This is a genomic window from Lactobacillus sp. B4007 (assembly GCF_026535895.1).
Classification (GTDB): Bacteria; Bacillota; Bacilli; order Lactobacillales; family Lactobacillaceae; genus Lactobacillus; species Lactobacillus panisapium.
Genome location: NZ_JAFNPA010000001.1, coordinates 315,368 through 329,079, shown reverse-complemented (window position 1 = coordinate 329,079; position 13,712 = coordinate 315,368). Strand labels below are relative to the sequence as shown.

Below are 13,712 nucleotides of genomic sequence, written 5' to 3'. Positions count from 1 at the left end.
TAATGAGAAAGGAAATGGCTTATGAAGAAAGGAAAAGCAGAAAAAACAAAGTCAGCGCCGATTTTGATTCAGATGTTTATTTATGCCGCAATATTATTTGTATCTCAGATAATATCTGATTTAATGCCAAAATCATTTCCAGTGCCAACTCCAGTCATCGGGCTAGTTTTACTCTATCTATTGCTAACTTTTCATCTTATTAAAGTCGAATGGGTTGATTCGTTTGGAAGCGCGTTGATTTCGCTGATTGGTTTTATGTTTGTTCCGTCAGGGATTTCACTAGCAGCTAATCTAAAGATAATGGAAACGCAAGGAGTACAATTAGTAATTGTAATTATTGCTTCAACAATTATTCTGCTGGTTGTCATTGCTTATACAACACGGTTTTTTAGCTGGGCTGTTCATAAGATTACTAGCAACCAAACTAGTATTGTTAATCATAAGAAAGTGGGAGGTGTTAAATAATGAAATATATTGTAAACCCATTATTTGGCGTTTTCTTATCATTGGTCCTTTTCTTGATTGGACAATGGCTATTCAAAAAATCCAAGGGATTTTTCCTCTTTCAGCCACTTTTTGTCAGCATGGTTTTGGGAATTGCCGTTTTGGTTATTCTGGGCAAGTATTTTAATGTCACGACTGCGACAGTTTATGCTAAAGCCTATAAACCAGGTGGCGACATCATTTTTTGGTTTATTACACCGGCCACAATTGCTTTCGCTGTACCATTGTATAAACGTAATGATGTTGTTAAGAAAAATTGGCTCGTCATTTTATTGGGCTTAATCGTTGGTACTTTTATTTCAATGGTACTAATCACTTTAGTGTCTAAGGCAGTTGGACTTGATAAGGTTGGTATTAGATCAATGCTCAGCCAATCCGCTACTACTGCTGTTGCAATGCCGCTCACTTCTTCAATCGGAGGCAATGCTTCAGTAACCGCCATGGCATGTATTATCAATGCAGTTGTAATTTATGCCCTTGGCAAACAATTAGTGGACTGGTTCAAACTAAACAGTGATCCGTTAGGAACAGGCTTAGGGCTAGGAACTGCAGGTCATACGGTTGGCTCTGCTTTTGCCTTGCAACTAGGATCAATTCAGGGAGCAATGGCGGCCGTCGCCGTTGTAGCAACTGCTTTAGTTGATAATTTGTTGGTTCCAATCTTTTCGCACATGATTGGATTATAGTTTTAGAATTAGAAGATTTGTTTATACGTTTACTTACACTAAAGGCGTGCAGGAATTTCTGCACGCTTTTTAGTTTGCTCTATTCACGTTATATAAATACCAGGCGGACAAAAAGACGCTTTTGCATTCAAAAAGTAATCAAATTGTAGCGTAATTGTTGTAATGCACTACTTTAATATCGGTCTCTGTTTAGTGTATAATGGTTATTAATTGTAAGTAACTTTTATTGCTGCGACGGTCCAATTTATGTTATTAAAAAAATAAAATAGAAAAGGAATGACAACAATAATGACATTTGCTAAATTAAGGAAAATTTTTACAGGTACTGCTTTAATTGGTCTGGCTCTCCTCTTACTCAGTGCTTGCACGCAGAAACCGCAAAAGAGTAGTAAAATTTCGATCATGACCACGACCAACGTTTATGCTGATATTGCTCAAAATGTGGTGGGAAAATATGGTACGGCACAGGCAATTATTAAAAACGCCAATGCTGATCCACACGACTTTGAGCCAACAACTAACGATGCCAAAGCATTATCAAATGCTGACATTGTTGTCGCTAACGGATTAGGTTATGACGGTTGGATGAATAAGCTTGCTTCTTCGGTTGATAAAGAACCGGTGCTTGTGGGTGAAGACCTAATGAATTTGAAAAAGGGCGCTAATCCGCACATCTGGTTTGATTTGACTATGCCAACAAAGTATGTTAATTACTTAGTTAGAAAGCTCAGTAAAAAAGATCCACGTCATGCAAGCTATTACCGTGATAACGGGCAAAAGTATTTGCGTAAAATAGCTCATATTCAAAAATCGGCTTCTCAAATAGATGGTAAAAATAGCAAACCAGTTTATGTTAGTGAACCTGTGTTTGATTACGCATTAGAAGCCGCTCACTTAAAAGTTGCCGATCAAGAATTTGAACAAGCAATTCAGAATAATACGGATCCAAGTCCTGCAACTGTCCGGGCAATGTCAGAAGGAATTAAGCAGCGCAAGATTGCTTTCTTTGTTGCTAATTCACAGACTTCTAGTTCAACTGTTAACAGTTTTATCAAGTTGGCTAAAGAGCAGGATATTCCTGTTCTCTATGTCCGGGAAACAATTCCTTCTAAGACAACTTACCTTGAATGGATGACTGAAAATTATCAAAAATTGGCTGCTGTAGCCAAAAAATAGTTATTACGAGGAAAGAAAAATGAGGAAAATAATTGCGGCTTTAGCTTTTGCTGCAGGAATAACAGTTCCAACTGTCACTGCAGTTGCAACTGAGCCAGTAGCAGTTCATGCCAGTTCAATTAATGATATGGCAAAGCAAAATAGTTACGGAGGCATAACTTACCTCAACCAAATGTTGCAGCAAAAGGGAATACCATTTAACGATTTTCAAGCCCAAAATAAAATTAATTATCGTAATGGTAAGCCTGAAGGTGTTGTTATTCACGAGACAGCAACGCCTGGTGCTTCAGCCTATAATGAGGCAATTTATTTTAACCGCGAATGGATGAATATTTATTCGTATGTTCATGCTTTCGTTGACAAGACTGGCGTTATTCAAATGACATCAACTGATTATGGCGTTTGGGGCGCTGGTCCGCAGGCTAACAACCGCTTTTTCCAAGTAGAATTATGTGAAGAAAATAATCTTTCCGACTTCGCCAAAAGTGTTAATAATGACGCAATTTACGTTGCACAAGTGATGCGTAAATATAACTTGGTTCCAGATAATGCCGTCCATGATGGCAAGGGAACTGTTTGGTCTCACCGTGCAGTTTCTCAATTTTTGGGTGGAACTGACCATGGTGATCCCGATGGCTATTTTGCTAAATGGGGTTACTCAATGGACGACTTTTTTGACCTCATCAAGTACTATTATGATAATGGCTCAGCAGGTAGCGTAACTCCAGCTCCTACACCGGTTGCGCCGCAGCCGACCAAGCCTAAGCCAACAGCTCCCGCACTACCTAAGCCAGTTGGAACTAAATTGTTAATGCATAACGCTTTGATTTACGATCAAAGCGGTGCCAAAACTAAGCAGGCAACTAAGAAAGCTGGCATTAAGTTAACGATTTATGGCACGAAGTTTATTAATGGCAGAAAGTACTTACAAGTTGGCACTAATCAGTATGTTGTCGCAACTAATGTTGACGGCAGCTTGAGGCTCTTAAAGCATAATGCTTATATCTATGACGAAGATGGTATCCGCATTGGCACGGATAAGTTATTGCGGGGCAATTATGTTAGAACTTATGGCGGGCGCGTCAAGATTCATGGACGCAAGTACTATATTATCGATAATGGGCAATTTGCTAAGGTTGGCAATTTTAAATAAAAAAGTTTCAGAGGTGCAATTTGTCTGATATTTTAACAGTTAATAATCTCTCAATGAGGTTTGACAAAAAGACCATTTTTGAAAATTTGAATTTTAAACTAAAAAAAGGGTCGATGACTGCGCTCTTAGGTCCCAATGGTACTGGTAAGACAACGTTAATCAATGTTTTAATGAAAATGCTGGTACCGTCAAGCGGTTCATTTGAATTTGCGGATGGTGTTCGCTTAGGCTATGTTCCCCAGTTTCGTAATATTGATGCGGAATACCCGCTATCAATTGCCGCTTTTATTGGTTTAAATGCACCTTTAATTAAAACGGGCAAAGTAAAGAAAACTATTAAAGCCCAGCTGCAGGAAACAAACTTATACGATATTAGGAATACGCGGATGGGTGAAGCTTCAGGCGGGCAAAAGCAGCGTGCTTATCTAGCCCAAGCGCTTCTTGATAGTCCAAATGTAATTATTTTGGATGAGGCTACTGCCAGCTTAGATCCAGTGGCTAAGGATGAACTCATGCGGTTGATTAAGCACTTAAATGAAAAACACAAAATAACGGTTTTATTTGTAACGCATGATATCCCGTTGGCGGAAAAATATATGCAGGACTACCTGTATTTGAACCACCAAAAAATTGAGCAGGGGGAAATGGCGAATTTCAAGGAGGCCTATGAATAATGTTTGCATATGACTTTATGCGCAATGCCTTCTTGGCTAGTACTTTTATTGCGATTACCTGTGGTACTGTAGGGGTTTATGTGGTTGCCCGCAACTTTAGCTTTTTAGCGCATACCTTATCAGAAATCGGCTTTGCCGGAGCAGCCTTTGCTGTCTGGTGCGGGATTGGACCGTTATGGGGCATGTTATTATTTACCCTTCTTGGTTCAATCAGTGTTGGTGAATTATCACTGCACAGTGAGCAAAAAGAATCGTCAATTAGTGCGATTTCTGCCTTGTTCACGGGGCTAGGGGTATTATTCCTGGCCATTTCCGGTGCTAATAGTAATTATGCTACTAATATTTTGTTTGGCAGCATAATCGGTGTTGATAAGCGTGGCGTAGTTCAACTGGTTATTTTATCCATCATTGTGTTATTAATGATTTTTGGTATGCAAAAGCAGCTTAATTTTGATTCATTTGATCATATTGGCGCGCTCGCGCATGGGGTTAAAACTGGCTGGGTTAGTCTGGTATTTTTAATTGCCTTAGCAATGTCTGTATCAATTGGTGCACAAATTGTTGGCTCATTATTAGTTTTTATTCTACTGACTTTGCCACCAGCTACGGCTAATTACCTGGGTAAGACAGTTGGCGCAATGATTGCCTGGTCTGTCTTCTTTGCTCTTGTTGGTGTGTGGCTAGGGTTATATCTTGGTTTTATTACCAATTTACCAGTTACCTTTTTCATTGCCGTAATTGAGGTTGTAATTTATCTTGTTACTTACTTCATACATTTAATTAGACGCAGCCTATAAAATAGTAAAAAGAAATTTGCGCAAGCAGGTTTCTTTTTTGTTTGTGAAAAAATAGCTGGGTGAAAGGCACAATAAAATAACAATCTTTTTTGAAATTCACTAACTATTGTAAGCATTTGCATGTATAATAGAAGGAGATAGTTTTGAAACAAAGGAGTCTTATCAATGACATCATATTATAATGGATTTCCTCAAAGTGATCGGGACGAAGCAATAAACATGATTAACCTCGATGAACTTGAGGAGCGTGCAAAAGAAGTCATGCCAGAAGGAGCTTATTATTATATTGCCTCTGGCTCGGAGAATGAGTGGACATGGCGTAATAATACTGCTGCGTTTAATCATTTCCAAATTGTGCCTCGTGCGTTGACTAACATGGATAGTCCGCAACTTGATACCGAATTTATGGGAATGAAGCTTAAAACGCCAGTAATGATTTCACCAATAGCTTGCCACGGTATTGCACATAAGGATGCTGAAGTTGCTACACAAAAGGGTGCTGCTGCGGCTGGTGCTTTATTTACATCAAGTACTTATGCAAACAAGAGTGTTGAAGATATTGCGGCTGCAGCTCCCAATGCACCAAGATTTTTCCAACTTTACTTAAGTAAGGACTGGGATTTCAATAAGATGGTCTTTGATGCAGTTAAAAAAGCTGGTTATTCTGGTATTTTATTAACCGTTGATGCTCTTGTTTCCGGTTTTCGTGAAGCTAACTTAAGAACTAAATTTGCTTATCCAGTTCCACTAGATTTCTTTACCCGCTATCAAGGCGCAAAGGGTGAAGGTCAAACTGTTGCGCAAATGTATGCTTCTTCGGCACAAAAGATTGGCCCAGAAGATATTAAGCGGATTAAGGAAATGTCAGGCTTACCTGTCTTTGTTAAAGGTGTTGTTTGTGCTGAAGATGCCTTCTTAGCAATGGGTGCCGGTGCTGACGGAATTTACGTAACTAATCATGGTGGTCGTGAAATTGACTGTGGTCCAGCAACAATCGACATGTTGCCAGAAATTGCTAAGGCAGTTGACCACCGTGTACCAATCATCTTTGATTCAGGCGTACGGCGCGGTTCGCATGTCTTCAAGGCTTTAGCCCTTGGTGCTGATTTGGTCGGAATTGGTCGCCCATATCTATACGGTTTGGCACTTGGCGGTGCAAAGGGCGTTCAATCAGTGATTGAACAGCTTAACCAGGAATTGTTAATTGATATGCAATTAACTGGTTGCAAGACGATTGCAGATATTAAGCATGCCCGGTTGACACATTTCAACTATACTGCTGATAACTTGAAGTCAAATACTGATCCATCAAGAATTACCCCGTATCCTGTAACTAATGATAATCAGCTAAAAGAAGAAGATTCAGCAACCGATGCTGTTTCTGGTGCTTCTCAAGAATAGAATTTTAAATATTATTAACGAAAATGTTCTGCATTTACGATCTAACAAGGTTAGTAAGCAGAACATTTTTTATTTTGATTACCAAAAATGAGAAAGAAAGTCAAATATGACGTTGTAATTTAATATTTATATTATTATAATTGCTATAATGTAAAAGCTGATAATGGAGGAAAAGTTATGAAAAAGGCGTGGAAATGGCTTGAGATAGTCCTCACAGCGTTCATGTTGTTGGCCTTAGTGCCGCAAAAAACAGTAGCTGCCAAAGACACTCAAACCACTAAAATAACGGATACTTACCTGAAAAAAGTAAAAAATAAGGGCGAGCTGGTTATGGGAACCAGTCCAGACTTTCCTCCCTATGAATTTGTCAAAAATATTAATGGCAAGTCTAAGGTAGTCGGGATGGACATTGAGGTTGGGCAAAAAATTGCTCACGATTTAGGGGTCAAATTAGTTGTTCGGACAATGGATTTTGATTCCTTACTTGTCGCCTTGGAAACTGGCAAGATCGATATGGTCATTTCTGGGATGACCGCAACACCTAAGCGGGCTCAGAGTGTAGATTTTAGTACGGCTTATTATAGAAGTGGACAAGATTTACTGATTAGAAAGGCTGATAAAGATAAGTACCATGACTTCCGTTCTTTTAAAGGCAAGGCAATCGGTGCTCAGACTGGCAGTTTGCAGGCAACTCTGATTAAGGAGCAAGCAAAACAGACCAAACTGAAAACGATGGATAAAGACAGTGATCTTATCTTAGCTTTGAAAACCAATAAGTTCGATGCGGTGGCAGTTGATACCGCCACTGCAGCTGCTTTTGCCAAAAATACGGATGGCATCATGGCGATTCCTTCAGGATTAAAGATAACTTCTGATGGTTCTGCCGTAGCTTTTCATAAAGGTGCTACAAGTTTAGTCAAAGCGGCAAATAAATCGATTGCTGAGATTAAAAAGAAGGATTTGATTAACAAGGTTTATTTACCAAAAGCCGGTAAATACCTAGCAGGTGGAAAAACTAAAAAAGAGGCTAAGGCTTCGAACTCAATGTGGGCATATAAAGACTTCTTTATTGCTGGTGTTGGCTATACCCTGTTTATTTCAGCAATCTCAGTCATTTTTGGCTTTTTACTAGGAACAATTTTGGCTTTAATGCGGTTAAGCCATAATGAAATTGCTCATTCAATTGCAACGGCATATATTGAATTTGTGCGGGGAACGCCTTTAATGGTCCAACTGCTCTTTATCTATTTTGGCCTAGGTTTAGTAGTCAATATTCCGGCACTTTTGTCAGGAATCATTGCTGTTTCACTGAACTCGGCGGCTTACGTTGCGGAGGTTATTCGGTCAGGAATAAATTCAATTGCGACAGGACAGACAGAAGCCTCACGTTCATTAGGACTGTCACGCTCGGCAACGATGCGCTATGTAATTATGCCGCAGGCTATGAAAAATATTTGGCCTGCTCTGGGAAACGAGTTCGTTTCCTTGATTAAGGAAAGTTCAATTGTTTCTGTTATTGGTGTTAAAGACCTGATTTACCAGTCAAGAATTGTTCAGGCTGATACTTATCGTGGAGTCATGCCATTAGTAATTACAATGATTTTGTACTTTATCATCACCTTTGGCCTGTCCAGCTTGATGAAAGTATTTGAAAGGAAAATGAATCATGACTAACAAGGCCCCAGTTATTGAAGTAGAACATTTGAAAAAGACATTCGGTCATAATGAAGTTTTAAAGGATATTAACGCAGAAGTTGATGATGGACAGGTGATCTGCTTGGTTGGTCCAAGTGGCGCGGGAAAAAGTACCTTTTTACGCTGTCTTAATCTTTTAGACGAGCCGACTTCCGGCAAAGTACTGTTTAACGGGCAGGAACTAACCGCTTTAAGTGAGGATCAACTAGATACTTTACGTGAAAAAATGGGAATGGTTTTTCAACAATTCAACTTATTTCCACATATGAATATTATTGAAAATATCAAATTGGCGCCAATGAAAGTCAAAAAGCTTAGCGATGAGGAAGCAACGGCTAAGGGCATTGAACTGCTCAAACAAGTTGGGCTGGAAGATAAAGCTGAAGCATTTCCAGCAAGCTTATCTGGTGGTCAGCAGCAGCGAGTGGCGATTGCACGGGCATTAGCTATGGATCCAGAAGTGATGCTGTTTGATGAACCAACTTCGGCTCTTGATCCAGAAATGGTCGGCGAAGTATTGAAAGTAATGCAAGATTTAGCGCAAAAAGGGATGACCATGGTGGTGGTCACTCATGAGATGGGCTTTGCCAAAAACGTTGCCGATGAAGTTTGGTTCATGGCAGACGGTTATGTACAAGAAAAGGCGGCACCACAAGAATTTTTTGCCCAACCAAAGACCAAGCGGGCGCAGGAATTTTTGGCAAAAGTACTAGAAGCATAAAAAGAGGATAAAATTGTGGATAAAAAACGTGCACTTAGAATTCTGAGCGATTTAATCGCGATTGATTCGGCCAATGATCATGAAAGTCTAGTTGCTGATTATCTGACGAACTTATTTAAAAATTATCCTGTTAACATTGAACGTGTCACTTATGCACCCGGACGAGACAATTTAGTTGTGATAATGGGAAATCATGGTCCATTGCTCGGCTTTTCTGGGCATGAGGATGTTGTGTCAGCTGGTGATTTGGCAAATTGGCAGTTTCCGCCGTTTGAAGCAACAATTAAAGATGGCAAGCTCTATGGTCGGGGCGCAAGCGATATGAAATCCGGCCTTGCGGCAATGGTGGTTGCAATGCTTGATTTGTTAGACAGTGGGCAAGAACTGCCTGGCCGAATTCGCTTATTAGCTTCTGTTGGGGAGGAAACCGGCGAATACGGGGCAGCGCAATTAGTCAAAGAAGGCTATGCTAAAGATTTAGCTGGCTTAATTGTTGGTGAACCCTCGCACTTTAATATCCGGGTAACTCATAAGGGCGTAATCGATTATTACGTGACTTCAAAGGGAGTTTGTGTCCATTCATCGACACCAGAAAAAGGTCAAAATGCGATTATGCCGCTGATTGCTTTTGCCCAAAAGGCACAGGACTTAATGGCTAGTCATACAAAAAAGGATCCAGTCTTAGGATCTTTGACCCATGTAATCAGTCAGATTCAAGGTGGCAGTCAGATTAACTCGGTTCCTGATCATGCTTGGCTTTCAGGCAATATCAGGACAACACCGGTTTATCCTAATGAGCAGATATACCAAGAATTAGAACAGATTGTAGCGCAATTAAATGAGCAGGGTGCGCAGTTGAAAATTAGCTATAGCTTTCCTGAAGTGCCGCTGCCTAACCAAGAAAATACGAAACTGGCAAGATTAGCCAAACAGGTTGTTAACCAAGAATTTAATTTGCCGTGCGAGTATACGGCGGGAACAGGTGCAACGGATTCATCTGAATATATTCAAGCTGGCACTTTTCCAATCATCATTTTAGGACCAGCAGCGGGGACAACCGATCATCAACCAAATGAATATGTTGCAGTAGATGACTATTTATTGGGATGTCAATTATACCAAGCTTTAGCCAAACGCTTTTGGACCGAATACCAATAATTTTAACTATAGAAAAACCACTTTTTATTCAAAGAAGTGGTTTTTTGATGTGAGAAATTTTATTTCCATATTTGTTATATTATTTACATGGCAAAATTTCAAGGGTTATTTAAGATTTTTTGTCACAATTGTTTTAAATTCAGTTAAGCGTTGTGCAAAAGTTGTGAAAGCTTCTTCCAGATAGTCAGGCTTAGTCATGTCAACGCCCGCCCGTTTCATAATTTCGACCGGGTAATCGCTTGAACCGGATTTTAAGAAATTGAGGTAGGCCTCTTTTTGGTCGCTGCTGCCGTGAACTACGTTATTGGCAAGAGCAGTAGCAGCCGCAAAACCCGTAGCATATTGGTAAACGTAGAAGTTATAGTAGAAGTGCGGAATCCGTGCCCATTCTTTGGCAATTTCACCACCTGGTTCTACCGCGTCCCCGTAATAGCGCTGATTTAGTTCACCATAAAAGTCATCTAACTGGTTAGCTGTCAAAGGTTCGCCCTTGGTATCCATTTCATGAATAAATTGCTCAAATTCTGCAAACTGCGTTTGCCGGTATAACGTACCTTTAAATGAATCAAGGTAATAATTAAGGACAAATGCCCGTGTCTTGGGGTCAGTGATATGATCTAAGAAATATTCAGTTAAAATGTTTTCGTTAGTTGTAGAGGCAATTTCGGCAACAAAAATTGGGTAATCACCATAAACGTATGGCTGCGTCTGTCTTGTGTACATGCTGTGGACAGAGTGACCAGTTTCATGCACTAGCGTATAGAGGGAATCAACATTATTTTCCCAATTGAGTAACTCATAAGCGTCTGTATCATAAGAGCCACCGGAATATGCTCCTGTTGCCTTATTCTGTGATTCAACTACGTCAATTACCCGATTATTAAAGATGTAATCGACTTGCTTCAAATAGTCTTCACCAAGAGGGCGCAAAGCTTTTTTAGCTTCCTCCTTGGCTTCCGCAAAAGTATAGCTCAATGATGGCTTACCGGTTAAGGGAACATACATGTCCCACATTTGTAAGTCGTTTAAGCCCAAAATTTGCTTTCGCAAATTTACGTATTCGTGTAGTAAATCAAGGTGTTGGTCAACCTCAGTAATTAAAGTATCATACACAATTGTGGGGATACCATTTTCATCTAACGCAGCATTTTTAGCCGAATCATAGTGGTGAACCCGCGCGTTATAGTTATGTTCCTTAACTTCACCAGAAAGGGTAGAAGCAAGTGAGTTTTTAAATTGATCATAAGTTGCATACATAACATCAAAAGCGTTTTGACGAACTTCCCGGTCTTGGGACTGAATGAGTAGGGAATAGAGGCCGTCGGACAATTGCACCATTTCGCCATCTTCATTTTGTACATAACCATATTCCATGTCGGAATTGGTTAACACATTATAGGTGTTTTCGGAAGTACTCAGTGCATCGCCAGCATCGGCAATTAGTCGTTCTTCCTGGGCTGATAGCGTGTGCGGCCTTTTACGTGTGATCTGTTCCAGCATGTGGGCGTAGTCATTCAGTCGTGGCTCTTCACTCTTAAACTGTGCCATTTTTTCTTCGGGAACTTGGAGAATTGCGGGATTGAGGAAAGCAATGGCCGCTTCGAACTGACTGGTAAGTGCCTGCACTTGGGCCACATATCCGAGATAGTGGGCATTACTGGTGTCGACATCGCTAGACATGGTTGCATAGACATAAACCTTTTCTAAATTCCGACTAACAGTCAAAATCTTGTTTAAACCTTCATATAATTTATGCCCTGATTCAGTAAATTTTTCCTTTAAATTACTTAGACTCTGAACATCTTTTTTAACTTGATTGTATGCGATTTCCCAGTCTTTATCCGTTTTAAAGATCCGGGTTAGATCCCACTTTAGTTCTTCAGGGACTTCATTTCTTTTGGGAATAGCCATTAACAGTTCTCCTTTTATTTTTATATGCTTAATAATAATTATGCTAAAAACTAAAAAATAAGATATTATTAATTATATTTGTTAATATTCTAATTCAAGTTTGAAAGTGATACAAATAAACATGGATAATTATGGAAGGAATTGAATCAAGGTATGGAACCAAATTCAAAACGGAGAGAAGATTACCGTAAAAAGCGCTCTTCCCTTAATCTTCACCGTAATCATGTTTTAGCGGCTCCGACTGGGGCACTAAAAGGCAATCTTTTTGCCCGAGTTTGCGGTATTGTACTCGTTTTATGCGTAAGCTGCGGCCTGGCATGGGCTGCTCACATGTATTTCGCTTTACACAGTGCAATTGATGGTCAAAGTGGCAATTCTGCTACTTCTGCGTTAATTGCCCAGAGAAAACCAATTTCAATTTTAATTCTTGGTGTTGATCAAGGACTTGAGGGTCGTCATGATAAGGGTAATTCAGATACGTTAATTTTGGCTACCGCTAATCCTGGTAAAAATAAGGCAACAATGACCTCGATTCCGCGTGATACCTTGGCTAATATTCTAGGCGATCCGGGAGATAAGTACAACATGTTTCGGGTCAATTCTGCCTACGGAATAGGCGGAAGCAAGGCGTCGATGCGAACAGTTTCCGCATTACTGGATGTTCCGATTAATTATTATGTTGAAGTGAATATGAAGGCACTCAAAAGTCTCGTTAATGCTGTTGGCGGTGTCGATGTTAACGTACCGTTTGACTTTTCTTATGACTGGTGCGATTTTCATAAGGGAAAGCAGCATTTAAATGGTCGGCATGCAGTTGCTTATGTTCGGATGCGTCACGATGATCCCCGCGGAGATTATGGGCGGCAAATGCGTCAGCGGCAAGTAATTAACGCGGTTGTCCACAAAGCAATCTCGGTTGATTCAATTGCTAATTACCGTAATTTAGTAAAAATCTTTACCAAGTATGTTCGGACCAACCTGACATTCAATGATATGTTGGCTTTGGCATTGACATATCGCGGCTGTTCGCAAAATATCGATAGCGGTTATATTCAAGGACACGATGCGTGGATTAATGGATCATCAATCCAAGTCGTTTCGACCGCGGAACTGCAGAAGGTATCTGACAAAATCCGGACCAATCTTGACTTGGAAAAGAAAGTATTGGATAATGATGAAACTAAGCTCAATAAGTTAAATGAGCAGAATAATAATATTAAGTGGAAGGATCCTAATCCTTTTACTAATTACCAAATTTATCATTCAGTCGTGACAGATGAATCAGAAAATAATTCAACTGGAACGGATACCAGTGATGACAATTCAACTGGTCAGTAGTTATTGATAGCAAAGGAGGCAAAAAAATATGCGTGGGCAATCAGTATTCGCAGTCATTTATGGCGTAATTTCAGCACTTGTTGCCTTTATTGCCGCGTCGGCTATTTGCTTGCGCACATTTCACTGGACTTTACCGGCCGCTATTTTGGCCGCTAGTGTTTTTGCCTTATTTTTCTTTGCTCTTTCATGGTTTCGGGGGCACGCTTCTGTTGAAATTAAACGGATTGCGCGTGAATATAAGTTATCTGATCAAGATTTGGCTGAAATTACCGGAATGAAAGCAAGTGATTTTCCAATTTATCACGATAAATTGCAATTAATTTTGCCTAAGCGTTATTGGCCTAAAATATTGGAAGCCTTGCAAAAATATGAACAAGAAAGAAAGTAAAAAGGTGGGCAAAACGCCCGCCTTTTTGATTGCGCGCATTAGCAACTTAAGATGATGAGCAAAAAGGCAACTTGCTTGGATACTGGCAGACAGATAATTAATTTGAGGGA

General features: G+C 39.9%; 13 protein-coding genes. 12 read left to right on the top strand and 1 reads right to left on the bottom strand.

The features are described from left to right. The first annotated feature begins 21 nt into the window (after nt 1-21). The 10 genes from J3U54_RS01610 to J3U54_RS01565 all read left to right on the top strand — a co-directional run bounded on the left by J3U54_RS01610 (nt 22) and on the right by J3U54_RS01565 (nt 9,965). Complete coding sequence (locus J3U54_RS01610; RefSeq protein ID WP_103752965.1) at nt 22-465, top strand: CidA/LrgA family protein; 444 nt, start codon at nt 22-24, stop codon at nt 463-465. Beyond that, entirely contained in the window at nt 465-1,190 is a 726-nt protein-coding gene (locus J3U54_RS01605) for an LrgB family protein (RefSeq protein WP_103752964.1), read from the top strand. The genes J3U54_RS01610 and J3U54_RS01605 overlap by 1 nt, the downstream gene beginning before the upstream one ends. Nucleotides 1,191-1,478: 288 nt before the next feature. Further along, on the top strand, nt 1,479-2,366 hold the full coding sequence (locus J3U54_RS01600; protein WP_103752963.1) for a metal ABC transporter solute-binding protein, Zn/Mn family: 888 nt from the start codon (nt 1,479-1,481) through the stop codon (nt 2,364-2,366). A 19-nt stretch (nt 2,367-2,385) separates the two neighbouring features. Beyond that, nucleotides 2,386-3,519, top strand: a complete 1,134-nt coding sequence (locus tag J3U54_RS01595) for an SLAP domain-containing protein (RefSeq protein ID WP_267384723.1) — start codon at nt 2,386-2,388, stop codon at nt 3,517-3,519. Nucleotides 3,520-3,572: 53 nt separating this feature from the next. Beyond that, complete coding sequence (locus J3U54_RS01590) at nt 3,573-4,193, top strand: metal ABC transporter ATP-binding protein (protein ID WP_267385046.1); 621 nt, start codon at nt 3,573-3,575, stop codon at nt 4,191-4,193. After that, nucleotides 4,193-4,990 carry a metal ABC transporter permease gene (locus J3U54_RS01585; RefSeq protein ID WP_103752961.1) on the top strand — a complete coding sequence of 266 codons (798 nt, stop codon included), beginning with the start codon at nt 4,193-4,195 and terminating at the stop codon, nt 4,988-4,990. Before J3U54_RS01590 ends, J3U54_RS01585 begins: the two co-directional genes overlap by 1 nt. Nucleotides 4,991-5,155: 165 nt before the next feature. Beyond that, on the top strand, nt 5,156-6,391 hold the full coding sequence (locus J3U54_RS01580; RefSeq protein ID WP_103752960.1) for a lactate oxidase: 1,236 nt from the start codon (nt 5,156-5,158) through the stop codon (nt 6,389-6,391). Between the two features lie 177 nt (nt 6,392-6,568). Further along, nucleotides 6,569-8,065 carry an ABC transporter substrate-binding protein/permease gene (locus J3U54_RS01575; RefSeq protein WP_267384718.1) on the top strand — a complete coding sequence of 499 codons (1,497 nt, stop codon included), beginning with the start codon at nt 6,569-6,571 and terminating at the stop codon, nt 8,063-8,065. Next, complete coding sequence (locus tag J3U54_RS01570) at nt 8,058-8,807, top strand: amino acid ABC transporter ATP-binding protein (protein ID WP_220220204.1); 750 nt, start codon at nt 8,058-8,060, stop codon at nt 8,805-8,807. Before J3U54_RS01575 ends, J3U54_RS01570 begins: the two co-directional genes overlap by 8 nt. A 15-nt stretch (nt 8,808-8,822) precedes the next feature. Further along, nucleotides 8,823-9,965, top strand: coding sequence for an ArgE/DapE family deacylase (locus tag J3U54_RS01565; protein WP_267384716.1), 1,143 nt, complete (start codon nt 8,823-8,825; stop codon nt 9,963-9,965). Between the two features lie 105 nt (nt 9,966-10,070). On the opposite strand, the gene pepF is transcribed toward J3U54_RS01565, so the two are convergent. Then, nucleotides 10,071-11,876 carry an oligoendopeptidase F gene (gene pepF, locus J3U54_RS01560; RefSeq protein WP_267384714.1) on the bottom strand — a complete coding sequence of 602 codons (1,806 nt, stop codon included), beginning with the start codon at nt 11,874-11,876 and terminating at the stop codon, nt 10,071-10,073. A gap of 153 nt (nt 11,877-12,029) precedes the next feature. Between pepF and J3U54_RS01555 the strand changes: the two genes are divergently transcribed. Together J3U54_RS01555 and J3U54_RS01550 are read left to right on the top strand one after the other, a co-directional pair. Beyond that, nucleotides 12,030-13,214 (top strand): LCP family protein, encoded by a 1,185-nt coding sequence (locus J3U54_RS01555; RefSeq protein ID WP_267384712.1) that lies wholly within the window; start codon nt 12,030-12,032, stop codon nt 13,212-13,214. 28 nt (nt 13,215-13,242) lie between these two features. Beyond that, on the top strand, nt 13,243-13,602 hold the full coding sequence (locus J3U54_RS01550) for a hypothetical protein (protein WP_103752954.1): 360 nt from the start codon (nt 13,243-13,245) through the stop codon (nt 13,600-13,602). The last annotated feature ends 110 nt before the right edge of the window (nt 13,603-13,712 follow it).